This is a genomic window from Pseudotabrizicola algicola (genome assembly GCF_010915705.1).
Classification (GTDB): Bacteria; Pseudomonadota; Alphaproteobacteria; order Rhodobacterales; family Rhodobacteraceae; genus Pseudotabrizicola; species Pseudotabrizicola algicola.
The window spans coordinates 65834-89040 of the sequence record NZ_JAAIKE010000001.1 but is presented as its reverse complement, the minus strand read 5'-3'; the positions used below and the strand labels follow the sequence as shown (position 1 = coordinate 89040).

The following is a 23207-nucleotide window of genomic DNA, read 5'->3' as shown; positions in this document are numbered from 1 at the left end:
GCCTTCCGGCCATGCGGCCTGAGGCGACGGGTTACCTGACAAGGGCTTCGGCGGCGAGGGCGGCCACAGGCTCGACCCCGAACATGTTGACGATGCCAAGCACCATGACAACCGCGACACCCACCATGATGACCCATTGCACGGGTGCCATGTTGCTGTCGACCGGATCGCCGTCCTTTCCGAAATAGATGAAGAACACGATGCGCAAGTAATAGAAGGCGCCGATCACAGAGGCCACGGCCCCCGCAACAGCAAGCCAGATCATGCCCGCATCAACCGCTGCCTTCAGCACATAGAACTTGCCGAAAAAGCCCAGCATGGGAGGCACACCGGCAAGGGAAAACATCAGAACCAGAAGCGCGAGCGCCTTGAGCGGCTCCTTTTTGGAGAACATGTTCAGCGACTGGATATCCGTCACCGGACGGCCATCACGCTCCATCGACAGGATGAAGGCAAAGGTGCCGACGTTCATGGTGACATAGATCGCCATGTAAATCAGCATCGCCTGCACGCCCGCCGCAGTTCCAGAGGCAAGGCCCACCAGCGCAAAGCCCATGTGCGCGATAGAGGAGTAAGCCATCAGCCGCTTGATGTCGCGCTGGCCGATGGCCGCGATGGCCCCGAGGAACATCGAGACAACGGCCAGAGCCGCGAGAACCTGGCTCCAGTCAGCGGGGATGCTGCCAAAGGCATCATGCACCAGACGCGCGATCAGAGCCATGGCCGCCACTTTGGGGGCGGTCGCAAAGAAAGCGGTGATCGGCGTCGGCGAGCCTTCGTAGACGTCGGGGGTCCACATGTGGAAAGGCGCGGCCGAGACCTTGAAGGCAAGGGCTGCCAGCATGAACACGAGGCCGATGATCAGACCGAAGGGAATGTCACCACCAAGCGTCGACAGGATGCCTGCAAACTGCGTGGTTCCGGCGAAGCCGTAGGTAAGCGAGGCGCCGTAAAGGAACAGACCCGAAGACAGAGCGCCCAAGACGAAATACTTCAGTCCCGCCTCGGATGACTTGTTGCTGTCGCGGCGCATGGCGGCCACCACATAGAGCGAGAGCGATTGCAACTCGAGCCCCATGTAAAGCGTCATCAGATCGCCCGCCGAAACCATGACCATCATCCCGATGGTGGCAAGTGTGACAAGGATCGGGAATTCAAAGCGAAGCAGGTCGCGGCGTTGCATGTAATCCTGCGCCATCAGCATGACACAGGCCGCCGACACGAGGATGACGACCTTGGCAAAGCGCGCGAAGGGATCATCGGTAAAGAGCCCGCCGAAAGCAGCGCGCTCGCCCGTCATGCCAAAGCCGATGAACAGCGCCAGCGCCAGAAACAGGCCCGAAGCCGCCCAGACCAGCGTGGGCGCGGTTCTGTCCTTGCCCCCATAGGCCCCGAACATCAGGCCCCCGAGGGCGAACACCGCCAGAATGAACTCGGGCAGGATGGTGTTGAAATCGATTGCGGTCATGTTTGCCGCTCCTTCAGTGCTGGGCCAGTTGCGATGCGCCCGTCACGGGGATCGCGGCCTGATAATCGGTCACAAGGGCGCTGACGCTGGGGCCGATGATATCGGTCACCAGGGAAGGATAGACGCCCAACAACAGGGTCATGGCCACCAGCGGGGCAAAGATCGCCTTTTCGCGGCGGGTCATATCGGTGATCGACTTCAACGCTTCCTTGATCATCTCTCCCATCACCACGCGGCGATAGAGCCAGAGCGCATAGGCCGCCGACAGGATGACGCCACTGGTCGCCACTGCCGCCACCCAGGTGTTGACCTGGAACACGCCGACCAGCGTCAGAAATTCGCCGACAAAGCCCGAGGTGCCCGGAAGGCCGACGTTCGCCATGGTGAAGAACATGAAGATCATCGCATAGGCCGGCATCCGGTTCACCAGACCGCCATAGGCGTCGATGTCACGGGTGTGCATCCGATCATAGATCACGCCCACGCAGAGGAACAAGGCGCCCGAAATGAAACCGTGGCTGATCATCTGGAAGATCGCGCCGTCAATCCCCTGCTGATTGGCCGAGAAGATCCCCATCGTCACGTAGCCCATATGTGCAACCGACGAATATGCGATCAGCTTCTTCATGTCCTGCTGGGCCAGCGCGACCAAGGACGTGTAAACGATGGCGATCGCCGACATCCACAGCACCAGCGGCGCCAGCACATCAGAGCCGATGGGGAACATCGGCAGGCTGAAGCGCAAGAAACCGTAACCGCCCATCTTCAGCAAGATCGCCGCCAGCACCACCGACCCTGCGGTCGGGGCCTGCACGTGCGCATCCGGCAACCAGGTGTGAACCGGCCACATCGGCATCTTCACCGCGAAGCTGGCAAAGAAGGCAAGGAACAGCATGGTCTGCAGACCGCCGATGATCTGGAAGCCGAACAGGCTGAAGGTGTCGGAACTGAAGCTGTGGTTCAGCAAGGTCGGAATGTCGGTCGTGCCGGCATCCCAATACATTGCGATCATCGCCACCAGCATCAGCACAGAGCCGAGGAAGGTGTAGAGGAAGAACTTGAATGCCGCGTAGATACGCTCCTTGCCCCCCCAGATGCCGATGATGAGGAACATCGGGATCAGGCCCGCTTCGAAGAACAGGTAGAACAGCACCAGATCCAGCGCACAGAACACGCCCAGCATCAGCGTCTCGAGCAGAAGGAAGGCGATCATGTATTCCTTCACCCGCACCTTCACATCCCAGCACGAGGCTATGGTGATCGGCATCAGGAAGGTGGTCAGCATCACGAACAGCACCGAAATGCCATCGACGCCCATCTTGTATTTCAGCCCGAGGATCCAGTCGTATTCCTCGACGAACTGCATCTGGGTGTTGGCCGGATCGAACCCCGCCAGCACGAAGAGCGAGACCAGAAAGGTCGCCGTGGTCGCCAGAAGCGCGAGCCACTTTGCATTGGTCTGGGCGGCGACATCATCGCCGCGCAGGAACAGCGCCATGATGATGGCGGCAACCGCGGGGATGAAGGTGATGATGGAAAGCAGGTTGTCCATAGATACTCTTTCGCCCCCTTACTGCGCGCCGGACAGCGTGAGCCAGGTGATCAGGGCGACAACCCCGAGAACCATGGCGAAGGCATAGTGGAAGACATAGCCGGATTGCGCCCGACCGGCGAGACGGGTCAGCATCGGGATGATCCCCAAGGCGACGCCGTTGATGGTGCCGTCGATGACCGCCCCATCACCCTTTTTCCAGAAGAAGCCCCCGAGCCACTTAGCAGGGCGCACGAATATCCAGTCATACAGCTCGTCAAAATACCATTTGTTGAGCAGGAACAGGTAAAGAGGCCGCTGGTTCGCCGCCAGACGCGCGGGCAGCGACGGATTCTTGATGTAGAACAGCCATGCCAGCGCCAGACCAAGCAGCATCGCGACGAAGGGGCTGACCTTCACCCACTTTGGAACATAATGCGCATCATGCAGCACGGTGTTTTCTGGACCGATGAAGATCGCACCTTTCGGGGCAACGGCAGCGTGATGGGGGGCCTCGGCCGTGGCGGTCGCTTCGCCTTCAACCACCGTCGCGCTTTCGCCGTCGCTCTCTGACGGCGCAACTTCAGGTGCGGCAGCAGCGTCGCTGTGGGTGCCGCCATGCGCCTCGCCCGCAGCTTCATGATGGGCCGCTTCCAACCCGAACCAGTTGCGCACCTTGGCTTCATCACCAAAGAAGACGTTATACCAGATCATCCCCGAGAACATCGCGCCGAGAGCCAGTACCCCGAGCGGGATCAGCATGATGGTCGGGCTTTCATGCGGCTCGTGGTGGTGGTCGTCATGCCCGTGGCCATGACCGTGACCATGCCCGACCGTGCCCGCACGGTTTTCGCCATAGAACGTCAGGAACATCAGGCGCCAGGAATAGAAGCTTGTCATGCCCGCCGCCACAACCAGCAGCCAGAACGCGCCCTGATTGCCGACAAAGGCCGACTCGATCACCGCGTCCTTTGACAGGAAGCCAGCAAAGCCGATGTGCGTCAGCGGAATACCCACCCCGGTGATCGCCAGCGTGCCGATCATCATGGCCCAGAAGGTCAGCGGTATCTTCTTACGCAGGCCGCCATAGTTGCGCATGTCCTGCTCGTGATGGGTCGCATGGATGACAGACCCCGCACCAAGGAACAGCATGGCCTTGAAGAACGCGTGGGTGAAGAGATGGAACATCGCCACCGAATACACACCCACACCCGCCGCAACGAACATGTAGCCCAGCTGTGACATCGTCGAATAGGCGATCACGCGTTTAATGTCGTTCTGCACCAAGCCGATCGTCGCAGCCACGAATGCGGTGCAAGCCCCGAGCACGGTGATGAAGGCCATCGCCTGCGGTGCATATTCATAGACCGGCGACATGCGGCACACGAGGAACACGCCTGCCGTCACCATCGTCGCCGCGTGGATCAGCGCCGAGACGGGCGTCGGACCTTCCATCGCGTCCGGCAACCAGGTGTGCAGGAACAGCTGTGCCGACTTGCCCATCGCCCCGATGAACAGCAAGACGCCGATCAGGTTGGCCGCATTCCATTCCGTCCACAGGAACCGCACCGAGGTTTCTGCCAAGGCAGGGGCCGCGGCAAAGATCTCGTCAAAGCGGATGGAGTCGGTCAGGAAGAACAGCGCCATGATGCCAAGCGCGAAACCGAAGTCACCCACGCGGTTGACCACGAAGGCCTTGATCGCCGCCGCATTGGCGCTTGGTTTTTTGTAATAGAACCCGATCAGAAGATACGAGGCGACGCCCACGCCTTCCCAGCCGAAGAACATCTGCACAAGGTTGTCAGATGTCACCAGCATCAGCATCGAAAAGGTGAAGAACGACAGATAGGCGAAGAACCTTGCCCTGTAATGCTCGTGATGGCCCCAGTTGTCGTCATGCGCCATGTAGCCGAAGGAATAGAGATGCACGAGCGCCGAGACCGAGTTCACCACCACCAGCATGATCGCGGTCAAGCGGTCGATGCGGATGCCCCATTCACTGCCGAGGCTGCCGGACTCGATCCAGCGCAGCAACACCACGCGATAGGTTTCGCCATCAAAAGTCAGGAAGATGATCCACGACAGCAGCGCCGCCAGAAACACCAATGCCGTGGCGATGACCTGTCCGGCCCGCTCGCCGATGATGCGCCAGCCAAAGCCGCAGATCAGCGCGCCAACCAGTGGCGCCAGAAGAATGATCGTTGCCATTTGCCTTAGCCTTTCATCACGTTGACGTCTTCAACGTCGATCGTTCCACGGTTGCGGAAGAACACCACAAGGATCGCAAGGCCGATCGCGGCCTCGGCGGCGGCCACCGTCAGGATGAACATCGTGAAGACCTGCCCGACCAGATCGCCCAACTGGCTGGAAAAGGCGACCATGTTGATGTTCACCGCCAGCAGCATAAGTTCGATCGACATCAGGATGACGATCACGTTCTTCCGGTTCAGGAAGATGCCGAAGATGCCGATGACGAACAAAGCCGCCGCGACTGTCAGGTAATGTTCCAGACCAACCATTTGTCGTTCCCTCGTAGGCGGCTTTGCGCCCGTTTATCGTTCCGTAGGGTGCGTGCGCGCACGCACCTTTGCCGCGTCGGGGCTCAGAGCCCCTGCCCCGGCTTCACGTCCTTCAGTTCCATCGCCTTGGCCGGATCACGCCACATCTGGTGCAGCACGTTCTGACGCTTCACATCCTTGCGGTGGCGCAGGGTCAGAAGGATGGCGCCGATCATGGCGACCAGCAGGATCAGACCCGAAAGCTGGAACAAAAGCAGATACTTGTCATAGATGATCAAGCCAAGCGCTCGGGTGTTTTCCACCTGCTCCATCGCCGGGGTCACCGCCTGACGCAGCCCTAGAGCGCCCTCGGCCTGCACCCAGGCCCCGAACCCGAGCGAGAGTTGCATGAGCAGGACGACGCCAATCAAGAGCCCGAGCGGCATATAGCGCGCGATCTCGCCCTTCAGCGCCGCAAAGTCGATGTCCAGCATCATCACGACGAAAAGGAACAGCACCGCCACCGCGCCGACATAGACGATGATCAGCAGCATGGCGACAAATTCGGCCCCCAGGAGCACAAACAATCCGGCAGAGGACAGGAAGGCGAGGATCAGCCAAAGCACCGAGTGGACAGGGTTGCGGCTGATGGTCACCATCAACCCGGCCGATACCACCACGATGGCAAAGGCGTAAAACGCGTAATCAGCGACGGTCATTTCTCGCTCTCCTCGGACTCGGCAAAGACGCTCTGGGCAAGCTCGAGCGCCTTTTGCATGGCGGGCAAGCCGCCGAACATGCTCATCTGCCAGATCACCTCGGCAATCTCGCGTTGGGTCGCCCCGGCGGCAAGCGCGTGACGCACCGTCAATTTCAATTGCGGTTCGGCATGCGCGCCCAGAACGGTCAATGCCGCGATCGTCACCAGAAGACGCGTCTTGGCATCAAGACCTTCGCGGTTGAAGGTCTTGCCGAACCACATTTCCATCATATCTTTCGGCATGGTGGGGAACAGCTTTTCCATCCCGCCCAGTTTCATGCCTTCTGCCGCAGGGTTGAAGGCGCGCAGCATCTCTTGCCCGCTTTCCATCATCTGCTGGATCATCTTGTTATAGGCCTCATTCATGCCGTTCACCGATACGGCGCGTCGAGTTCGAGATTGCGGGCAATCTCCGCCTCCCAACGCGCGCCATTATCGAGCAGCTTTTCCTTGTTATAGAAAAGCTCTTCGCGGGTTTCGGTGCTGAATTCGAAATTCGGGCCTTCGACAATCGCATCCACCGGGCAGGCTTCCTGACAGAAGCCGCAGTAGATGCACTTGGTCATGTCGATGTCATACCGCGTGGTGCGGCGGCTGCCATCTGCGCGCGGCTCGGCATCGATGGTGATCGCCTGCGCGGGGCAAACGGCCTCGCACAGTTTGCAGGCGATGCAGCGCTCTTCTCCGTTCGGGTAACGGCGCAGCGCATGTTCACCGCGGAAGCGGGGCGAAAGCGGCCCCTTCTCATGCGGATAGTTCAGCGTGCTCTTGGGCGCAAAGAAATAGCGCATCCCGAGCGCAAAGCCCTTGATGAAGTCCTGCAGCAGGAAATAGCGGGTCGCGCGGTTCCAGTCGATGTTTGCCATCATCAGCCCCCAATCGTCCAGCGGGCCCAGGCGCCGCCGAAGACTTCGAATTTTGCAAGGAATGCCACCAGAACGACCCAGCCCAGCGACAGCGGCAGGAACACTTTCCAGCCAATGCGCATCAGCTGGTCATAGCGGTAGCGCGGCACGATGGCCTTCACCATGGCGAAGAGGAAGAAGAAGAACGCCATCTTGATGAACATCCAGAAGAAGCCGTCAGGCAGCCCCGGAATGGGCGACAGCCAGCCGCCGAAGAACAGAAGGCTCATCAGCGCGCACATCAGGAAGATGGCGATGTATTCCCCCGCCATGAAGAGCAGATACGGCGTCGAGGAATATTCCACCATGAACCCCGCCACCAGTTCCGATTCAGCTTCGGGCAGATCGAAGGGCGGGCGGTTGGTTTCGGCCAGAGCCGAGATGAAGAACAGGACCACCATCGGCAGGTGCGGCAGCCAGTACCACGAGAACAGGCCGTAGGCTCCGTCCTGCGCCGCGACGATGGCCGAGAAGTTCATCGAGCCGGTGGAAATGATGATGCCGATGATGATCAGGCCCAGCGACACTTCATAAGAGATCATCTGCGCGGCGGAGCGCAGCGAGCCGAGAAACGGATATTTGGAGTTGGACGCCCAGCCCCCCATGATCACGCCGTAAACTTCCAGCGACGAAATCGCGAAGACGAAGAGGATGGCGACGTTGATATCGGCCAAAATCCAGCCATCGTTAAACGGGATCACCGCCCAGGCCAGCATCGCCAGCACAAAGGAGAGCATGGGCGCCAGAAAGAACACAGGGCGGTCCGCCCCTGCGGGCACCACGATTTCCTTGACCACATACTTCAGCGCATCGGCCACCGATTGCAGCAAGCCAAAGGCCCCGACCACGTTCGGCCCGCGCCGCATCTGGACCGCCGCCCAGATCTTGCGGTCGCCATAGACCAGAAACAACAGGCTGATCATCACGAAGCCCACGATCAGCAGGCTTTGCGCCGCGACCAGAACCAACGTGCCCATTGGCGTTGCCAGAAAGTCAGACATTCTCAGCCTCTCATCTTCAAATCGTCGGTATCCCGAGCGAACCGCAATCGCGCACCGTCACTTCGGCGTCAATCGTGCGTAGCCCGGGTGGCAGCGCGGCCGAGATCAGATAGACCGCGTCCCCCCGCCAAGTGTCTCCTGCCTGCGCCACCGTGGTCCGCACATGGCGCGCAAATCCAAAGCCCCGGATCAGCGCATATTGTGCGGCGGCACAGCGGCCATAGGCCTCTACATCGTCATTGCCGCGCCCGCCTTGCAGCGCCACGCGAAAGCTCACCATGTCATCTTGCAACAAGACGGTCTGGATGCCCTGATAAGAGGGGGCAAAGTCGCCCTGTGCCACGGGACCGCTCTCTGCACAAGCCGACAGCGCCACGAAAGCGGCGGTCAGACTGGCAAGAGCGGGCACGCGCGGCATCGGTTACTCCGCAGCCAAGGGGGTTTCGCTGCGCGACTTCGCCAAGGCCGACATCTCGGCCATGACCTGCGAGGCCCGCGCAATCGGGTTGGTCAAATAGAAATCCTTGATCGGCAAGCGGAAGCTGGCCGTCGCAGGATCGCGGAGCGGAATGCGTGTCCAGCCATTGTCGGCCAGTTGATCGACGCGGCCCAGATGCGGATGCGCCTCTACCAGCGCACGGCGCAGCGCTGCCAGACTGTCCCAAGGCAGCGCGGCGCCCAGTTCCGCCGACAGCGCCCGCAAGATCGCCCAGTTTTCCTTGGCCTCACCGGGGGCAAAGCCTGCGCGCATGGCCAGTTGCGGACGGCCTTCGGTGTTTACGAACAGGCCATTTTCTTCGGTATAGGCGGCTCCGGGCAGGATCAGGTCGGCGCGGTGCGCACCGCGGTCGCCGTGGCTGCCCTGATAGATCACGAACGGGCCGGGGGCGATTTCCACCTCATCCGCGCCCAGATTGTAAACCACCTGCGCGCCATCCATCGCGGCAGACATGCCGCCATCGGTCACAGCGCCCACATCCATCGCACCGACGCGCGACGCCGCCGTGTGCAGGACCAGCAGCTTGGCCCCCATCACCTCGGCAAGTTTCATCGCCTGCGACAGAACCGCCTCACCATCGGCCTCGTTGATCGCGCCCTGCCCGACGATCACCACCGCGTTCGCGGTCGCCGCCGCTTCGGACGTTGCCTTGACAAGCGCCGCGCGGTCATTGCCGGCATGGGCATAATCATAGGTCAGATCGACCGGCGCACCGATCAGGGTCACGTCCGCACCCGCGCTCCACGCCTTGCGGATGCGCGCATTCAGCACCGGCGCTTCGTCGCGTGGATTGGTGCCGATCAGGATGATGGTCTTGGCGCTGTCGATATCTTCGATTGCGGCGTTGCCGACATAGGCAGAGCGGTTCCCAGCGGGCAGTTTTGCGCCATCCGTGCGGCATTCGATCTTGCCGCCCAGACCCTCGACCATCTGCTTCAGGCTGAACACAGCCTCGACCGGGGCCAGATCTCCGACAATGGCGGTGACCTTGCCGCCCTTCATCACGGCAGCTGCTGCGGCAAGCGCCTCACCCCAGCCCGCTTTGCGCAGGCGGCCATTCTCACGGATATAGGGCGTGTCCAGACGCTGGCGGCGCAGACCGTCCCAGATGAAACGGGTCTTGTCGGAGATCCATTCCTCGTTCACGCCGTCATGGTTGCGCGGGATGATGCGCATGACTTCGCGGCCCTTGGTGTCGATACGGATGTTCGACCCCAGCGCATCCATCACGTCGATGGATTCGGTTTTGCTGAGCTCCCACGGACGGGCGGTGAACGCATAGGGCTTGGAGGTCAGCGCGCCGACGGGGCAGAGGTCGATGATGTTGCCCTGCAAATTGCTGTCCAGCGTCATGTTCAGATAGCTGGTGATCTCGGCATCCTCGCCGCGACCGGTCTGGCCCATCTGGGTGATCCCGGCGACTTCCGAGGTGAAGCGCACGCAGCGCGTGCAGGAAATGCAGCGGGTCATCGTGGTGGCCACCAGCGGGCCGAGGTTCAGATCCTCGGACGCGCGCTTCGGCTCGCGGTAGCGGCTGAAATCGACGCCGTAGGCCATCGCCTGATCCTGAAGATCGCACTCGCCGCCTTGGTCACAGATCGGGCAATCGAGCGGATGGTTGATGAGCAGGAACTCCATCACCCCTTCGCGGGCCTTTTTCACCATCGGAGAGTTGGTCTTGACGACAGGCGCTTCACCATTCGGGCCGGGGCGCAGATCGCGCACCTGCATCGCGCAGCTTGCCGCCGGTTTCGGCGGGCCGCCCACGACCTCGACCAGACACATCCGGCAGTTGCCCGCGATCGTCAGACGCTCGTGGTAGCAAAAGCGCGGGATTTCCACGCCTGCCACTTCCGCCGCCTGGATGATGGTCATGGCTCCATCAACCTCGACCTCGATGCCGTCAATGCTGATCTTCTTCAGGTTTGTCATCTGCTTACTCCGCAGTCCTCAAGCGCGGACGGATCACCCGCCCAAGCGCCGTGTTCTGGTCAGGGCGGCCAGCCGCCCCGAAATTCTGTTGCACCGCCATCATCGTGTCGACCTCAGCAGACTGCCGATCAGGCTGCCGCGGGCGATCTCGGCCTCACCCACCGCGCAATAGGCGGCCGTCTGGCCAGGCACAGCCCCCTTTTGCGCCAGCCATGCCGCCGCCTCGGCCTTGCCGCGCGCCTTTTCCGCCGGATTTTCGACGAAGGCACGCACTTCGGCAGCGCTATAGCCTGCGCGCAAGGCATAATCACGCAGCTTCAGCAATTCGTTCAGCGCGCGCAATTTGCGCGGCTGCATCGTCGGGCAGTTGTCGGCAATCGCATCGGCGATGAAACCGCTGCGCAATGTGCCGTTGATCGTCTTTTCCTGATTGATCGGCACCAGCGCAAAGGCAGGAGCTGCGATCATCAGGGCGGCAATCGTCATCGGGATCAGTTTCATCAGGGCCTCCTTGGCATTCCATGCCAAGGACATAGGCACTGGCAGCACCGCTATGCGATGACAAGCGCGTTCCCTCACCAAGCTGTGCGATGCTATCCGATATCCGGTCATGCGCAGCCCCCGACGTAGACCCATGCGCCTGCCTCGAACCGGTCATAGATGCTGGGGCGCAGGCGCAGCCCCTGCCCCGCGCATTCGGCCTCGGCGACACGGCGCGCAGCGGCGCCTTCGTATTGCCGGAACGGCTGCCCGTTGTTGGTGACGCGCAGAGGTGCCAGCGAAGGCGAAGCCATATCCTGCACCGGCCCCGAGGGGACCGATGGTGCGCAGGCGCCAAGCGCCAGCGTCAGGGACATGGCCGCCGCCATTCGCATCACTCCGCCGCAACAGCGCTGATGCGCCCGGTTTTCTTGGCCTTGATCCGGTCTTCGATCTCGTCGCGGAAGGCCCGCACAAGACCCTGGATCGGCCAAGCCGCCGCGTCGCCAAGCGCGCAGATCGTATGGCCTTCGACCTGCTTGGTGACAGAGATCAGCATGTCGATCTCTTCCACCTCGGCCTCGCCGCGCACCAGACGGTCCATCACACGCATCATCCAGCCGGTGCCTTCACGGCAAGGCGTGCACTGGCCGCAGCTTTCGTGCTTGTAGAACTTCGACAGCCGCCAGATCGCCTTGATGACATCGGTCGACTGGTCCATCACGATCACCGCCGCCGTGCCAAGGCCCGAGCGCTGCTCGCGCAGCCAGTCGAAATCCATCAGCGCATCATCGCATTGTGCCTGCGTCAGCAGCGGCACCGAGGACCCGCCGGGGATCACCGCCTTGAGGTTCTTCCAACCGCCACGGACGCCGCCGCAATGCCGCTCCAGCAGTTCCTTCAGCGGAATGGACATGGACTCTTCGACCACGCAAGGCGCGTTCACATGGCCCGAGATACCAAACAGTTTGGTGCCCGCATTGTTGGGCCGCCCAAAGCTCGCAAACCACTCGGGGCCACGGCGCAGGATGGTCGGCACCACCGCGATGGATTCGACGTTGTTCACCGTGGTCGGGCACCCATAGAGCCCCGCCCCCGCCGGGAACGGCGGCTTCATGCGCGGCATGCCCTTCTTGCCTTCAAGGCTTTCCAGCAGCGCGGTTTCCTCGCCGCAGATATAGGCGCCTGCCCCGTGGTGCAGGTAAAGATCGAAATCCCAGCCCGACTTTGCGGCGTTACGGCCAAGCAATCCCGCGTCATAGCATTCGTCGATGGCAGCCTGCAGCGCCTCTTTCTCGCGGATATACTCGCCACGGATATAGATATAGCAAGCGTTGGCGTTCATCGCGAACGACGCGATGAGCGCGCCTTCGATCAGCGTGTGCGGATCATGGCGCATGATCTCGCGGTCCTTGCAGGTGCCGGGCTCGGATTCGTCGGCGTTGATGACCAGATAGGCCGGACGCCCGTCAGACTGCTTGGGCATGAACGACCATTTCAGACCCGTCGGGAACCCCGCCCCGCCACGCCCGCGCAGCCCCGAAGCCTTCATCTGGTCGATGATGGTGTCGCGCCCCCGCGCGATGATCTGTGCGGTGCCATCCCAATGGCCACGCGCCCGCGCTCCGGCGAGGCTGCGGTCATGCATCCCATAAAGGTTGGTGAAGATGCGATCCTGATCCTTGAGCATTGCTTGCCCTTTCCTTCAACCCTGACGATTGCGCCAGATCTGATACGTCACAACCAACGCCCACAAGAACGCGGCAATCGCGGCAAAATCGAACAGGAAGACATAGCGGGATTCCCACCCCATCTTGCCGCCCAGATATTGCGCGCCCATCCACAAGAACATCGTCCCGGCCAGAACAAACGCCACAAGACGGGCCTGAAGGGCCGTCTTGCGCGCGCGGTCTGGGTCATGGCCGGGCATCTGGCCTCTCAGTAATCGTTGGTCTTGGCGCGGATGCGAAACGCATCGAGCCCTTCGGTCACAATGATCCGTGCTTGCGCCACCCACTTGTCGCGGGTCACACGGCCACGGAAGCCTTTGAGATTCTGGTCAACCCAGGCAATCTCTGCCTCGGTCCAGCCTGCGATCTGGTCAAAATGGAAAAAGCCAAGCTCGTGGCACAGCTTTTCCAACACGGGGCCGATGCCTTCGATCTGCTTGAGGTCATCGGCCACACCGCCGCGTGGGGCATTCAGCCCTTCAGGACGGGTACCGGCAGCGGCAGAGGGCGCAAGACCGGGTTCGGGCGGCAGAGCAGCGCCGGTGCCGGTATTTGCCGTCGCGACGTTCTCGGGAGAGGAGGCAGCCTCGGCCGATGTCATCGCGGGATTGTCCTTCGATACCGGCTTGCCCTTCGACTGCGCAGGCGCTTCCTGCACCGTCACACCGGTCGCGTCGGCGACCATGCCTGCGCCGGGCGCCGGCTCTTGCGGGGCATCGGCGGCTTGGGGCGTTTCCGGCTGGGCAATCCACGGCGTCGTGAGCGGAACCTCTGTCCCGTCAATCCGCTTCACGGTCTCGCCAAGATCCACGGCAAGCTGCGCGCTGGCGTTATAGGGCTTGCGCCCTGCTTCATGTTCCTTGAGCGAGGTCAGACCCGTGATCGGCTCCGATGCGTAACGCCCGTTCTGCGGACCCGGCACGGGAACCTCGCCGGCGCTGAAGCGCGCAATCAGGTCGCGCAGGATCTCTGGCGTCAGGTCCTCATAGTAATCCTTGCCGATCTGGGCCATCGGCGCGTTGGAGCACGCGCCGAGACATTCGACCTCTTCCCAGGAAAACTTGCCATCCGCCGAGAGCGTATGCGGTTGCTTGGCGATCAGTTCCTTGCAAACCGCGATCAATTCCTCCGCACCGCAGATCATGCAGGACGTGGTGCCGCAAATCTGGATATTCGCGACAGAACCAACGGGTTGCAGCTGGAACATAAAGTAGAATGTCGCCACTTCAAGCGCGCGGATATAGGCCATGCCGAGCATGTTGGCGACATATTCGATCGCCGGACGCGTCAGCCAGCCATGCTGTTCCTGCGCACGCCACAAAAGCGGGATGATCGCGCTGGCCTGGCGCCCTTCGGGATATTTTGTGATCTGCGCCTTTGCCCATTCCAGATTGGCGGGCGTAAATTCGAACGACGCAGGCTGGTCTTTGTGAAGGCGGCGGAGCATCAGTTACATCCCGTTACAAACAGCTGGTCGAATGCCGTTCCAAAGAACAAGCACGAAAGGATAGGTCACGACCCAGAACGCCAAACCCGCTGGCAGCCCGGCAATCAGGCCCAACCACAGCCGCCTTGGCAACCTTCCAACCACGATCGCGATAACAAACCCGATCAGAATGGGCGCGTATCCCAGAGCAAAGCCCAGAAGCTGCCATTTCGTGCAATAATCCATGCGCTTCCTTCACCGGTCGATCTCCCCGAACACGACGTCCATCGTGCCGATGATGGCAGAGACGTCAGCCAGCTGATGCCCCTTGCAGATATAATCCATGGATTGCAGGTGCAGATAACCCGGCGCGCGGATCTTGGCGCGATAGGGGCGGTTGGTGCCGTCCGCGACCAGATAGACGCCAAATTCGCCCTTGGGGGCTTCCACCGCCGCGTAAACTTCACCGGCAGGCACGTGGAAACCTTCGGTGTAGAGTTTGAAATGGTGGATCAGCGCTTCCATGCTGGTCTTCATCTCGCCGCGTTTGGGCGGGGTGATCTTGCCACGCGCCAGCACGTCGCCCTTTTCCACCCGCAACTTGGCGATTGCCTGACGGATGATCGACGTCGACTCGCGCATCTCGGCCATGCGGCACAGATAGCGATCATAGCAGTCGCCGTTCTTGCCCACCGGAATCTTGAACTCGAACTCGTTGTAGCACTCGTATGGCTGGCTCCGGCGCAAATCCCAGGCAAGGCCGGACCCGCGCACCATCACACCCGAATAACCCCACTTCAGGATGTCATCCTCGGTGACAATGCCGATATCGGCGTTGCGCTGTTTGAAGATGCGGTTTTCGGTGAGAAGCGAGTCGATATCGTCGAGCACGCGCGGGAATTCCGCCGCCCATTGGTCAATGTCTTCGATAAGCGCCTCGGTCAGATCGACATGCACACCACCGGGTCGGAAATAGGCCGCGTGCAGACGCGCACCACACGCCCGCTCATAGAACACCATCAACTTTTCGCGCTCTTCGAACCCCCACAGCGGCGGGGTCAGCGCGCCAACGTCCATCGCTTGTGTCGTGACGTTCAGAAGATGGTTCAGGATGCGGCCGATCTCGGAATAGAGCACGCGGATCAGGCTGGCGCGGCGCGGCACCACGGTGCCGGTCAGCTTCTCGATGGCCAGACACCAGGCATGTTCCTGGTTCATCGGCGCAACGTAGTCGAGACGGTCGAAATAGGGCAGGTTCTGCAGATAGGTCCGCGATTCCATCAGCTTTTCGGTGCCACGGTGCAGCAGCCCGATATGCGGGTCGCAGCGTTCGACGATCTCGCCGTCAAGCTCCAGCACCAAGCGCAAAACACCGTGCGCCGCAGGGTGTTGAGGCCCGAAGTTCAGGTTGAAGTTGCGGATCTTCTGTTCGCCCGTCTCGAAATCGCTCGAGCCGTCGTCATAGCTGGTTCTGCGGATATCGCCGTCCATCAGAATGCTCCTTTGTGGTCGCGGGCCATTTACTTTGCCCCCGCCTTGTCGTCACCGGGCAGCACATATTGCGCACCTTCCCACGGCGACATGAAATCGAACTGCCGGTATTCCTGCACCAGTTTTACCGGCTCATAGACCACGCGCTTCTGGCCTTCGTCATACCGCACCTCGGTATAGCCGGTGGTCGGGAAGTCCTTGCGCAGCGGATGCCCGCGAAAGCCGTAATCGGTCAGGATGCGGCGCAGGTCCGGATGGCCCGAGAACAGGATGCCGAACATGTCGAACACTTCGCGTTCAAACCAGTTCGCGCTCGGGTGCACCTCGACCAGCGACGGCACCATGTCCTCTTCGCCCACGGTGACTTTCACGCGGATGCGGTGGTTCTGGTACATCGACAGGAAGTGATAGACCACATCGAACCGACGCTCGCGCGCGGGGTGATCCACGGCGGTGATGTCGACCAGCGACGAGAACCGGCAGGCGGCATCCACCCGCAGGAAATCGCTGAAGTCGGCGATATGGCTGGCCACGACCTCGAGTGTCAGCTCGCCAAAGGCGATATGCGACGCCAGCACATCATTCGGCCGGCGCAGTTCGATGTGGGCGGCAAGCTCTTGCAACGCTTCGGACATGGTTTCCTCCTCAGCGGGTCAGGGTGCCGGTGCGGCGGATTTTCCGCTGCAACTGCAAAATGCCGTAGAGCAACGCCTCGGCAGTGGGCGGGCATCCCGGCACATAGATATCGACCGGAACGATCCGGTCACAGCCGCGCACCACCGAATAGCTGTAGTGGTAATAGCCCCCGCCATTGGCGCAGGAGCCCATCGAAATCACATAGCGCGGCTCGGGCATCTGGTCATAGACCTTGCGCAGGGCCGGGGCCATCTTGTTGGTCAGCGTGCCTGCAACGATCATCACATCCGACTGGCGCGGGCTGGCGCGCGGCGCGACGCCAAAGCGCTCCACGTCATAGCGCGGCATCGAGGTGTGCATCATCTCGACAGCGCAGCAGGCCAGACCGAAAGTCATCCAGTGCAGCGACCCGATCCGCGCCCAGTTGATGATGTCCTCGGTCGAGGTCAGCAGAAACCCCTTGTCCTGCAACTCGCGGTTCAGGGCTTGGGTGGCAACCTCCATGTCGCCGCCCGCCGTGTTGGCTCCTGCCATCACTCCCATTCCAAGGCCCCCTTCTTCCATTCATAGGCAAAGCCCACTGTCAGCACACCGAGGAAAACCATCATCGACCAGAAGGCGGTCATGCTGATCTCGCTGAAGGCGACCGCCCACGGGAACAGAAACGCAACCTCGAGGTCGAAGATGATGAACAGGATCGACACGAGGTAAAACCGCACGTCAAACTTCATCCGCGCATCGTCGAATGCGTTGAAGCCGCATTCATAGGCCGACACTTTTTCCGGGTCGGGATTGCGCACCGCAATCACTGCGGCCGCAAGGAGCAGCACAAGCCCCAGACCGATCGCGAGTGCGAGTAGGACGATTATAGGAAAATACTCTCGGAGAAGTATGTCCACGAGATGCTCCTTCGGCTGGCGACTGCGAGCTGCGGATGCTGGCGACCCGCTTGCACTCTTGGCCACCCGTTTACTCTGCTCCCCCATCGGGGTCAACGGAGTGGGCACCGAAAACACCCGGCGATATATGCTGAATTTCGTCGCAGCCGCAAAAGAATACGCCGGTCCGGACTTGCGGCGCCCCGCGCATGCTGCAGCGCGGCACCAGAATCGGAGGACAGGCCAGAAACCCCGCCCTGGCCCCGCCTTCAGTCACCCATCAAAAGCGCCGCCGCAGGGCCAACCTCGCCCTGCGCCACTGCCGCCACCTCGGCGCGGATGATGCGCGCGATCATCGCCGCGTCTTCGGGCGTAAAGGTCAGTGGAAGCCGCATGTCGATCAATCCCGCCAGCACGGCATCGGTTTGCGGCAGAGGAGTGGGCATCGCATAGCGCCAATGCTCGTACCGGCTGGTAAAGGCAACCGGATCGGGCGCGCCGAACCATTTCAATTCGACCCCGCGCGCGGCGCAACGCGCGATCAGCGCCGCCACGCGTTCAGGCTCCCACCCCGGCAGAGTGAATTGAAAGCTTGACGCAACGTAGCGCTCTGCCTCGGGCCGCGGGATCAGCCGCAGACCGTTCGTCTGCGCCAGCCCCGTCTCCAGCGTGCGGTAAAGGGTATTCCACCGCTCTGCCCGCTCTTCAAGAAGCGCGATCTGCGGGCGCAAGATGGCGGCGCGCAGATTGTCCATCCGTCCCGACACGTTCGGCACATCCAAACGCAGCGCCTGAAACACCTCCGGGGGCGGCGCAGCACGGTGGCGCGAGTAGAGCATATAGCTGCCCGACAGCAGAATCGCGCGTGCCGCAAGCCCTGCATCATCGGTAACCAGCAAGCCCCCCTCGCCCGAGTTGATATGCTTGTAGGTCTGGGTCGAATAGCAGCCGATCACGCCATGCCGCCCCGATGGCACACCGTTCCACGACGCCCCCATCGTATGAGCGCAATCTTCCACCACCCGCACGCCAAGCCCGTCGCACAGCGCCATCAGGCGATCCATATCGCAGATGTGCCCGCGCATATGCGACAGCATCAGAACCCGCGCGCCGGTCGCCCGCGCCATCACCTCCAGATGCCCGAAATCGATGGTGAGGTCAGGCGTCGTTTCAATGAAGACAGGCCGCGCGCCCATGCTGGCGATCGCCCCCGGCACCGGAGCCAGCGTGAACGCATTCGTCAAGACAGGCGCGCCCTGACACACCTGAAGCGCGCGCAAGGCAGTGGCCAGCGCATAGCCCCCGGACGCCAGCGCAAGGCAATAGCGCGCTCCGGTAAAGGCCGCGAATTCCTCTTCCAGCATGGGGGTTTGCGCGATCTCGTCCCCGGCAGTGTTATACCTGTGCAATCGGCCGCTGCGCAGAATATCCACCGCTGCCGCGATCCCGGATTCGGGGATCGACTCTTGCTGGGTGAAACTTCCGGTGAACTTCTCCATAGCTGCGAACATGCGGCGCAACGCGCCCATCGTCAATGGGTTGGCGCGGCCGCCGCACTGTGGCACGGTGAACCACAGAAAAAAGGAACACCCCCATGCGCCACCTTCGCGCCGCTGCCCTTCTGGCGGCCATGCTTGCCACTCCGGCACAGGCGGATCTCGTTATCGAAGGTCGCCCCGCGCAAGCGCTGCATTGCGCGGCGATGCTTTTCATCGTCTCGACCGAATTGTTCGACATGGGCGAGATTTCGCGCAACGCCCGTGACAACGCGCAGCGCGCCGCATTGGTGATGCTCGATCAGGTGCCTGTCAGCGAAGACCAGCGCAGGCGCGCGATGGTGCAGCGGTTTGACTGGATCATGTCCACCCGCACCCCGGCGCAACTGGCGCGCGAATACAGCGAAACCGCGCGCTGGTGCCGCCGCGCCTTTATCGAAACCCGCTAGGGCAAAAGGCGCGCGGCAAGCTGCGGCAGATCGTCGAAATGATCGAGCAGCGCGTCGGGCTGCAGCCGCTCTACGCCGCGCCCCTCGGGGCCAAAGGTGACCAATGCGACCGGCACCCCCGCGGCTATGCCTGTCTTGCGGTCCGTTTCGGTATCCCCGAGCAGGAAGGAGCGGCCAAGTGTGCCCCCCGCCTGCTCCACCGCCGCGATATAGGGCGCGGCATCGGGCTTGCGGGTTGGCAGGGTATCCGCCCCGATCAGCGCGCCGAACAGGCCCCGGATGCCCAGCCGCAACGTCAGCTCCTCCGCAAGAGCTTCAGGCTTGTTCGTGCAGATCGCGACCGCAAACCCGTCACGCCGCAGCGCTTCCACAGCCTCGACCACGCCGGGATAAAGCCGCGTGTGCACCGCAATGGCGGCGCCATAAGCCTCCAGCAGCACGGGATACTGCGCGTCGATCAAGGTGTCATCCGCCTGCCCGAGACGCGAAAACCCCAGTCGCAGCATCGCCCGCCCGCCGTGAAACGCGGTCAGCGCATCGCCCGGCCCGAGCAGATCGCCGTGCCCCAGCCCGCGAAAACAGGCATTTGCCGCCGCCAGAAGATCGGCGCTGGTGTCTGCGAGGGTGCCGTCCAGATCGAAAACCACGGTGCGCATCGATTGTAACCTTGCGTGAGGAACACGGCTCTTGCGGCCCGATGCGCCTTAAGTAAAACGGGGGCGACAAGATGGAAAGGGGCAGCATGCCGGTATCTTTGGTCATTCTGGCAGCAGGGCAAGGCACGCGGATGAACTCCGACCTGCCCAAGGTGCTGCACCTTCTGGCAGGCAGCCCCCTGTTGCACCACGCCATGCAGGCCGGACGCAGCCTCGGGCCGGAACGGGTCGTGGTGGTGACGGGACATGGTTCCGAAGCGGTGACGCGGGCTGCGCTGGCCTTCGACGAAGACGCCCTGACCGTGGTGCAGGCCGAACAGAAGGGAACCGCCCATGCGGTTGCCCAGGCAGCCCCCCTGCTGGCCGATGCCACGGGTGATGTGATCGTCCTCTATGGCGATACCCCCCTCGTGCGGCCCGAAACACTGGAAGCCATGCAGGCCGCCCGCGCCCGGCATGCGGTTGTGGTGCTCGGGTTTCACGCTGCCGATCCGGGGCGCTACGGGCGTCTGGTGACCGATGGCGACAGCCTGCTCAAGATCGTCGAATACAAGGATGCCTCGGAAGAAGAACGCGCGCTGACCCTGTGCAATTCCGGCGTGATCTGCGCCGATGCCAAACTGATGTTCAGCCTTGTGGCCGAGGTCGGCAATGCCAATGCTGCCGGAGAATACTATCTGACCGACCTTCCGGAACTGGCGCGCAAGCGCGGCCTGTCGGCAGGTGTGGTGATCTGCCCCGAAGATGAAACTCTTGGCGTCAACACCCGCACGCAACTGGCCGAGGCGGAACGCGCCTTTCAAACCCGCGCGCGCGCCGAAGCGCTTGAGAACGGCGTCACCCTGACCGCACCGGAAACGGTTTTCTTCGGTCTGGATACGGTGGTGGGGCGCGATTCCATCATCGGCCCCTGCGTGATCTTCGGTCCCGGCGTCACGGTGGAATCCGGCGCCGAGATCAAGGGGTTCTGCCATCTGGAAGGCTGCCACATCAGCCGCGGCGCCACCGTCGGCCCCTTCGCCCGCCTGCGTCCGGGTGCCGAGCTTGCCGAAGATGTGCATGTCGGCAATTTCGTCGAGATCAAGAACGCCATTCTGGACGAAGGCGTGAAAGTCGGCCACCTGACCTATATCGGCGATGCCGATGTGGGCGAATTCACCAACATCGGCGCGGGCACTGTCACCTGCAATTATGACGGCGTGATGAAACACCGCACCCGCATCGGCAAGAACGCCTTCATCGGCTCCGACACCATGCTGGTCGCACCGGTCACTGTGGGGGACAACGCGCTCACTGCTTCCGGGTCGGTCATCACCGAGGACGTGCCGGCCGAAGCGATCGCACTTGCGCGCGCCCGCCAGGTCAACAAACCCGGCCTTGCCACCCGCCTGCGCGAGCACCTGCTGAAGCTCAAGGCCAGCCGCAAGTGACCTTTTTCATCTGTTCCTAAATATCCTGCGGGGGTGCGGGGGTGCAAAACCCCCGCTTTTCTGCCCCCGAACTCAAAAGGACCTGTTCCATGTGTGGCATTGTTGGCGTTCTGGGCAATCATGAAGTTGCCCCCCTGCTGGTCGAGGCGCTCAAGCGTCTGGAATATCGCGGCTATGACTCTGCGGGCATCGCAACGGTAAACGCAGGGCGGCTGGACCGGCGGCGGGCCGTTGGAAAACTCGTCAATCTGTCGGACCTCTTGGTGCATGACCCGCTGCCGGGCAAGGCGGGCATCGGCCACACCCGCTGGGCGACGCACGGGGCAGCAACTGTCGTCAATGCCCATCCGCACAAGGCCGGTCCTGTCGCCGTGGTTCATAACGGCATCATCGAGAATTTCCGCGAATTGCGCGAGGAACTCGCCGCCGCAGGCTACGCGCAGGAAAGCCAGACCGATACCGAAACCGTCGCGCTGCTGGTGCAGCAGGCGATGGATGGCGGCGCAGGCCCGGTCGATGCCGCGCGCCAGACGCTCAAGCGGCTTCACGGGGCCTTTGCGCTGTGCTTCCTGTTCGATGGCGAGGCGGACCTGCTGGTCGCCGCACGCAAGGGCAGCCCCTTGGCGATCGGACACGGAACAGGCGAGATGTTCGTCGGCTCCGATGCCATTGCCCTCGCCCCGATGACCGACCGCGTGACCTATCTGGAAGAAGGCGACTGGGCGGTCATCACGCGGGCAGGAGCCGAGATTTTCGATGCCGAGGATCGCCGCGCGAACCGCGCCGAGGCCCGCATTCCGCTGGATGCGGCGCGGATCGAAAAGGCGGGCTACAAGCATTTCATGGCCAAGGAAATCGCCGAGCAGCCGGTGGTGCTGGCCGACGGGCTGCGCCACTACACCACGGGCGGGGCAAACCCCGCCCTGCACCTGCCGCCCGCCGTCGATTTCACAGGGGTCGACCGTGTCGTTCTGGTCGCTTGCGGCACCGCATCCTATGCCTGCCATGTGGCGAAATACTGGTTCGAAAGCATCGCCGGCCTGCCCTGCGACATCGATATCGCCTCGGAGTTCCGCTATCGCGAACCGCCCCTTTCGCCCGCGCAATGGGCGATTTTCGTCAGCCAGTCCGGCGAGACGGCAGATACCCTTGCCGCGCTGCGCCATGCGCGCGAGCAGGTGGCAAAGGTTGTGTCGGTGGTGAACGTGCCCACCTCGTCCATCGCGCGCGAATCCGACCTGACGCTGCCGATCATGGCGGGTGTCGAAGTGGGGGTCGCTTCGACCAAGGCTTTCACCTCGCAGCTGATGGTGCTGGCGGTGATGGCGCTCAAGGCGGGCCTCGACCGCGGGCGGCTGGACAGCGCAGGCCTTGCAGCCCACCTCGAGGCGCTGCACGCGCTTCCCGGCCTGATGAACCACGCGCTTGGCCTGTCGGCCGAGATCGCCAAGCTGGCAGAAGAGCTGGCACGGGCGCAGGACGTGCTGTTTCTGGGGCGTGGCCCCATGTATCCGATGGCGCTGGAAGGCGCGCTGAAACTCAAGGAAATCAGCTACATACATGCCGAAGGTTACGCTTCGGGCGAACTCAAGCACGGCCCCATCGCCCTGATCGACGCCAGCGTTCCGGTGATCGTTCTGGCACCGCGTGACGCCCTGTTCGACAAGACCGTATCGAACATGCAAGAGGTGATGGCGCGGCATGGCAAGGTGCTTCTGATTTCGGATGCGGCGGGACTGGCCGAGGCGGGCGGCGGCGTCTGGGCAAAGCTGGCGATGCCCGTTGCCAATACGATCTTTGCGCCGATCCTCTACGCTGTTCCGGCGCAGCTTCTGGCCTATCACACCGCCATTGCCAAAGGCACCGATGTGGACCAGCCGCGCAATCTGGCGAAATCCGTGACTGTGGAGTGATGCGGCCTATCTGACGGCGCAGGACAAA

At 62.2% G+C, this 23207-nt stretch carries 25 protein-coding genes; 3 read left to right on the top strand and 22 right to left on the bottom strand.

Annotation, left to right across the window (positions count from 1 at the left end; translation table 11 throughout):
- Nucleotides 1-31: 31 nt before the first annotated feature.
- The 21 genes from nuoN to G3572_RS00340 all read right to left on the bottom strand — a co-directional run bounded on the left by nuoN (nucleotide 32) and on the right by G3572_RS00340 (nucleotide 18746).
- Entirely contained in the window at nucleotides 32-1468 is a 1437-nt protein-coding gene (gene nuoN / locus G3572_RS00440) for an NADH-quinone oxidoreductase subunit NuoN (protein WP_164608713.1), read from the bottom strand.
- Between the two features lie 13 nt (nucleotides 1469-1481).
- Nucleotides 1482-3020 (bottom strand): NADH-quinone oxidoreductase subunit M, encoded by a 1539-nt coding sequence (locus tag G3572_RS00435; protein WP_164608712.1) that lies wholly within the window; start codon nucleotides 3018-3020, stop codon nucleotides 1482-1484.
- An 18-nt stretch (nucleotides 3021-3038) separates the two neighbouring features.
- Nucleotides 3039-5207, bottom strand: coding sequence for an NADH-quinone oxidoreductase subunit L (gene nuoL / locus G3572_RS00430; protein WP_164608711.1), 2169 nt, complete (start codon nucleotides 5205-5207; stop codon nucleotides 3039-3041).
- A gap of 5 nt (nucleotides 5208-5212) precedes the next feature.
- Nucleotides 5213-5518, bottom strand: a complete 306-nt coding sequence (nuoK, locus tag G3572_RS00425) for an NADH-quinone oxidoreductase subunit NuoK (protein WP_100198149.1) — start codon at nucleotides 5516-5518, stop codon at nucleotides 5213-5215.
- 83 nt (nucleotides 5519-5601) lie between these two features.
- Entirely contained in the window at nucleotides 5602-6216 is a 615-nt protein-coding gene (locus tag G3572_RS00420; RefSeq protein WP_164608710.1) for an NADH-quinone oxidoreductase subunit J, read from the bottom strand.
- Nucleotides 6213-6623, bottom strand: coding sequence for a carboxymuconolactone decarboxylase family protein (locus G3572_RS00415; protein ID WP_164608709.1), 411 nt, complete (start codon nucleotides 6621-6623; stop codon nucleotides 6213-6215). The genes G3572_RS00420 and G3572_RS00415 overlap by 4 nt, the downstream gene beginning before the upstream one ends.
- 5 nt (nucleotides 6624-6628) lie before the next feature.
- On the bottom strand, nucleotides 6629-7123 hold the full coding sequence (gene nuoI / locus G3572_RS00410; protein WP_164608708.1) for an NADH-quinone oxidoreductase subunit NuoI: 495 nt from the start codon (nucleotides 7121-7123) through the stop codon (nucleotides 6629-6631).
- Nucleotides 7124-7125: 2 nt separating this feature from the next.
- A complete protein-coding gene (gene nuoH, locus G3572_RS00405; RefSeq protein WP_164608707.1) occupies nucleotides 7126-8163 on the bottom strand; it encodes an NADH-quinone oxidoreductase subunit NuoH in 1038 nt (345 codons plus the stop codon).
- A gap of 16 nt (nucleotides 8164-8179) precedes the next feature.
- The gene (locus G3572_RS00400) at nucleotides 8180-8581 is read right to left on the bottom strand and encodes a YNQ4 family lipoprotein (RefSeq protein WP_164608706.1); all 402 of its coding nucleotides are present in this window, start codon (nucleotides 8579-8581) and stop codon (nucleotides 8180-8182) included.
- 3 nt (nucleotides 8582-8584) lie between these two features.
- Nucleotides 8585-10594 carry an NADH-quinone oxidoreductase subunit NuoG gene (gene nuoG / locus G3572_RS00395; RefSeq protein ID WP_164608705.1) on the bottom strand — a complete coding sequence of 670 codons (2010 nt, stop codon included), beginning with the start codon at nucleotides 10592-10594 and terminating at the stop codon, nucleotides 8585-8587.
- Between the two features lie 99 nt (nucleotides 10595-10693).
- Nucleotides 10694-11095, bottom strand: coding sequence for a DUF5333 domain-containing protein (locus G3572_RS00390; RefSeq protein ID WP_164608704.1), 402 nt, complete (start codon nucleotides 11093-11095; stop codon nucleotides 10694-10696).
- A 107-nt stretch (nucleotides 11096-11202) separates the two neighbouring features.
- Nucleotides 11203-11451, bottom strand: coding sequence for a hypothetical protein (locus tag G3572_RS00385; RefSeq protein WP_164608703.1), 249 nt, complete (start codon nucleotides 11449-11451; stop codon nucleotides 11203-11205).
- A 17-nt stretch (nucleotides 11452-11468) separates the two neighbouring features.
- Nucleotides 11469-12764, bottom strand: coding sequence for an NADH-quinone oxidoreductase subunit NuoF (gene nuoF / locus G3572_RS00380; RefSeq protein WP_164608702.1), 1296 nt, complete (start codon nucleotides 12762-12764; stop codon nucleotides 11469-11471).
- A gap of 15 nt (nucleotides 12765-12779) precedes the next feature.
- The gene (locus G3572_RS00375; RefSeq protein ID WP_164608701.1) at nucleotides 12780-13004 is read right to left on the bottom strand and encodes a DUF5337 domain-containing protein; all 225 of its coding nucleotides are present in this window, start codon (nucleotides 13002-13004) and stop codon (nucleotides 12780-12782) included.
- An 8-nt stretch (nucleotides 13005-13012) separates the two neighbouring features.
- On the bottom strand, nucleotides 13013-14251 hold the full coding sequence (locus tag G3572_RS00370) for an NADH-quinone oxidoreductase subunit E (RefSeq protein ID WP_164608700.1): 1239 nt from the start codon (nucleotides 14249-14251) through the stop codon (nucleotides 13013-13015).
- A 3-nt stretch (nucleotides 14252-14254) separates the two neighbouring features.
- Complete coding sequence (locus G3572_RS00365; protein ID WP_164608699.1) at nucleotides 14255-14476, bottom strand: hypothetical protein; 222 nt, start codon at nucleotides 14474-14476, stop codon at nucleotides 14255-14257.
- A 9-nt stretch (nucleotides 14477-14485) separates the two neighbouring features.
- Entirely contained in the window at nucleotides 14486-15721 is a 1236-nt protein-coding gene (locus G3572_RS00360) for an NADH-quinone oxidoreductase subunit D (RefSeq protein WP_164608698.1), read from the bottom strand.
- Between the two features lie 29 nt (nucleotides 15722-15750).
- Nucleotides 15751-16356 (bottom strand): NADH-quinone oxidoreductase subunit C, encoded by a 606-nt coding sequence (locus tag G3572_RS00355; RefSeq protein WP_164608697.1) that lies wholly within the window; start codon nucleotides 16354-16356, stop codon nucleotides 15751-15753.
- A 10-nt stretch (nucleotides 16357-16366) separates the two neighbouring features.
- Complete coding sequence (locus tag G3572_RS00350) at nucleotides 16367-16891, bottom strand: NuoB/complex I 20 kDa subunit family protein (RefSeq protein WP_164608696.1); 525 nt, start codon at nucleotides 16889-16891, stop codon at nucleotides 16367-16369.
- Nucleotides 16891-17256 carry an NADH-quinone oxidoreductase subunit A gene (locus G3572_RS00345; protein ID WP_164608695.1) on the bottom strand — a complete coding sequence of 122 codons (366 nt, stop codon included), beginning with the start codon at nucleotides 17254-17256 and terminating at the stop codon, nucleotides 16891-16893. The genes G3572_RS00350 and G3572_RS00345 overlap by 1 nt, the downstream gene beginning before the upstream one ends.
- Nucleotides 17257-17504: 248 nt before the next feature.
- Nucleotides 17505-18746: a DegT/DnrJ/EryC1/StrS family aminotransferase gene (locus G3572_RS00340; protein WP_240335367.1), complete on the bottom strand. Its 1242-nt coding sequence runs from the start codon at nucleotides 18744-18746 to the stop codon at nucleotides 17505-17507.
- Nucleotides 18747-18829: 83 nt separating this feature from the next.
- Here G3572_RS00340 and G3572_RS00335 point away from each other — a divergent pair, with 83 nt between their 5' ends.
- On the top strand, nucleotides 18830-19180 hold the full coding sequence (locus tag G3572_RS00335) for a hypothetical protein (RefSeq protein ID WP_164608694.1): 351 nt from the start codon (nucleotides 18830-18832) through the stop codon (nucleotides 19178-19180).
- On the opposite strand, the gene G3572_RS00330 is transcribed toward G3572_RS00335, so the two are convergent.
- On the bottom strand, nucleotides 19177-19836 hold the full coding sequence (locus tag G3572_RS00330; RefSeq protein WP_164608693.1) for an HAD family hydrolase: 660 nt from the start codon (nucleotides 19834-19836) through the stop codon (nucleotides 19177-19179). The two genes, G3572_RS00335 and G3572_RS00330, sit on opposite strands and share 4 nt — an antisense overlap.
- Before the next feature lie 86 nt (nucleotides 19837-19922).
- Between G3572_RS00330 and glmU the strand changes: the two genes are divergently transcribed.
- Both glmU and glmS read left to right on the top strand, forming a co-directional pair.
- Complete coding sequence (glmU, locus tag G3572_RS00325) at nucleotides 19923-21266, top strand: bifunctional UDP-N-acetylglucosamine diphosphorylase/glucosamine-1-phosphate N-acetyltransferase GlmU (RefSeq protein ID WP_164608692.1); 1344 nt, start codon at nucleotides 19923-19925, stop codon at nucleotides 21264-21266.
- 89 nt (nucleotides 21267-21355) lie between these two features.
- The gene (gene glmS, locus G3572_RS00320) at nucleotides 21356-23179 is read left to right on the top strand and encodes a glutamine--fructose-6-phosphate transaminase (isomerizing) (RefSeq protein WP_164608691.1); all 1824 of its coding nucleotides are present in this window, start codon (nucleotides 21356-21358) and stop codon (nucleotides 23177-23179) included.
- Nucleotides 23180-23207: the final 28 nt, after the last annotated feature.

What these genes read in the sequence shown, in the direction of transcription:
- nuoN (WP_164608713.1), bottom strand. Translation starts at nt 1,468, where the DNA reads ATGACCGCAATCGATTTCAACACCATCCTGCCCGAGTTCATTCTGGCG.
- G3572_RS00435 (WP_164608712.1), bottom strand. Translation starts at nt 3,020, where the DNA reads ATGGACAACCTGCTTTCCATCATCACCTTCATCCCCGCGGTTGCCGCC.
- nuoL (WP_164608711.1), bottom strand. Translation starts at nt 5,207, where the DNA reads ATGGCAACGATCATTCTTCTGGCGCCACTGGTTGGCGCGCTGATCTGC.
- nuoK (WP_100198149.1), bottom strand. Translation starts at nt 5,518, where the DNA reads ATGGTTGGTCTGGAACATTACCTGACAGTCGCGGCGGCTTTGTTCGTC.
- G3572_RS00420 (WP_164608710.1), bottom strand. Translation starts at nt 6,216, where the DNA reads ATGACCGTCGCTGATTACGCGTTTTACGCCTTTGCCATCGTGGTGGTA.
- G3572_RS00415 (WP_164608709.1), bottom strand. Translation starts at nt 6,623, where the DNA reads ATGAATGAGGCCTATAACAAGATGATCCAGCAGATGATGGAAAGCGGG.
- nuoI (WP_164608708.1), bottom strand. Translation starts at nt 7,123, where the DNA reads ATGGCAAACATCGACTGGAACCGCGCGACCCGCTATTTCCTGCTGCAG.
- nuoH (WP_164608707.1), bottom strand. Translation starts at nt 8,163, where the DNA reads ATGTCTGACTTTCTGGCAACGCCAATGGGCACGTTGGTTCTGGTCGCG.
- G3572_RS00400 (WP_164608706.1), bottom strand. Translation starts at nt 8,581, where the DNA reads ATGCCGCGCGTGCCCGCTCTTGCCAGTCTGACCGCCGCTTTCGTGGCG.
- nuoG (WP_164608705.1), bottom strand. Translation starts at nt 10,594, where the DNA reads ATGACAAACCTGAAGAAGATCAGCATTGACGGCATCGAGGTCGAGGTT.
- G3572_RS00390 (WP_164608704.1), bottom strand. Translation starts at nt 11,095, where the DNA reads ATGAAACTGATCCCGATGACGATTGCCGCCCTGATGATCGCAGCTCCT.
- G3572_RS00385 (WP_164608703.1), bottom strand. Translation starts at nt 11,451, where the DNA reads ATGTCCCTGACGCTGGCGCTTGGCGCCTGCGCACCATCGGTCCCCTCG.
- nuoF (WP_164608702.1), bottom strand. Translation starts at nt 12,764, where the DNA reads ATGCTCAAGGATCAGGATCGCATCTTCACCAACCTTTATGGGATGCAT.
- G3572_RS00375 (WP_164608701.1), bottom strand. Translation starts at nt 13,004, where the DNA reads ATGCCCGGCCATGACCCAGACCGCGCGCGCAAGACGGCCCTTCAGGCC.
- G3572_RS00370 (WP_164608700.1), bottom strand. Translation starts at nt 14,251, where the DNA reads ATGCTCCGCCGCCTTCACAAAGACCAGCCTGCGTCGTTCGAATTTACG.
- G3572_RS00365 (WP_164608699.1), bottom strand. Translation starts at nt 14,476, where the DNA reads ATGGATTATTGCACGAAATGGCAGCTTCTGGGCTTTGCTCTGGGATAC.
- G3572_RS00360 (WP_164608698.1), bottom strand. Translation starts at nt 15,721, where the DNA reads ATGGACGGCGATATCCGCAGAACCAGCTATGACGACGGCTCGAGCGAT.
- G3572_RS00355 (WP_164608697.1), bottom strand. Translation starts at nt 16,356, where the DNA reads ATGTCCGAAGCGTTGCAAGAGCTTGCCGCCCACATCGAACTGCGCCGG.
- G3572_RS00350 (WP_164608696.1), bottom strand. Translation starts at nt 16,891, where the DNA reads ATGGCAGGAGCCAACACGGCGGGCGGCGACATGGAGGTTGCCACCCAA.
- G3572_RS00340 (WP_240335367.1), bottom strand. Translation starts at nt 18,746, where the DNA reads ATGTTCGCAGCTATGGAGAAGTTCACCGGAAGTTTCACCCAGCAAGAG.
- G3572_RS00335 (WP_164608694.1), top strand. Translation starts at nt 18,830, where the DNA reads ATGCGCCACCTTCGCGCCGCTGCCCTTCTGGCGGCCATGCTTGCCACT.
- G3572_RS00330 (WP_164608693.1), bottom strand. Translation starts at nt 19,836, where the DNA reads ATGCGCACCGTGGTTTTCGATCTGGACGGCACCCTCGCAGACACCAGC.
- glmU (WP_164608692.1), top strand. Translation starts at nt 19,923, where the DNA reads ATGCCGGTATCTTTGGTCATTCTGGCAGCAGGGCAAGGCACGCGGATG.
- glmS (WP_164608691.1), top strand. Translation starts at nt 21,356, where the DNA reads ATGTGTGGCATTGTTGGCGTTCTGGGCAATCATGAAGTTGCCCCCCTG.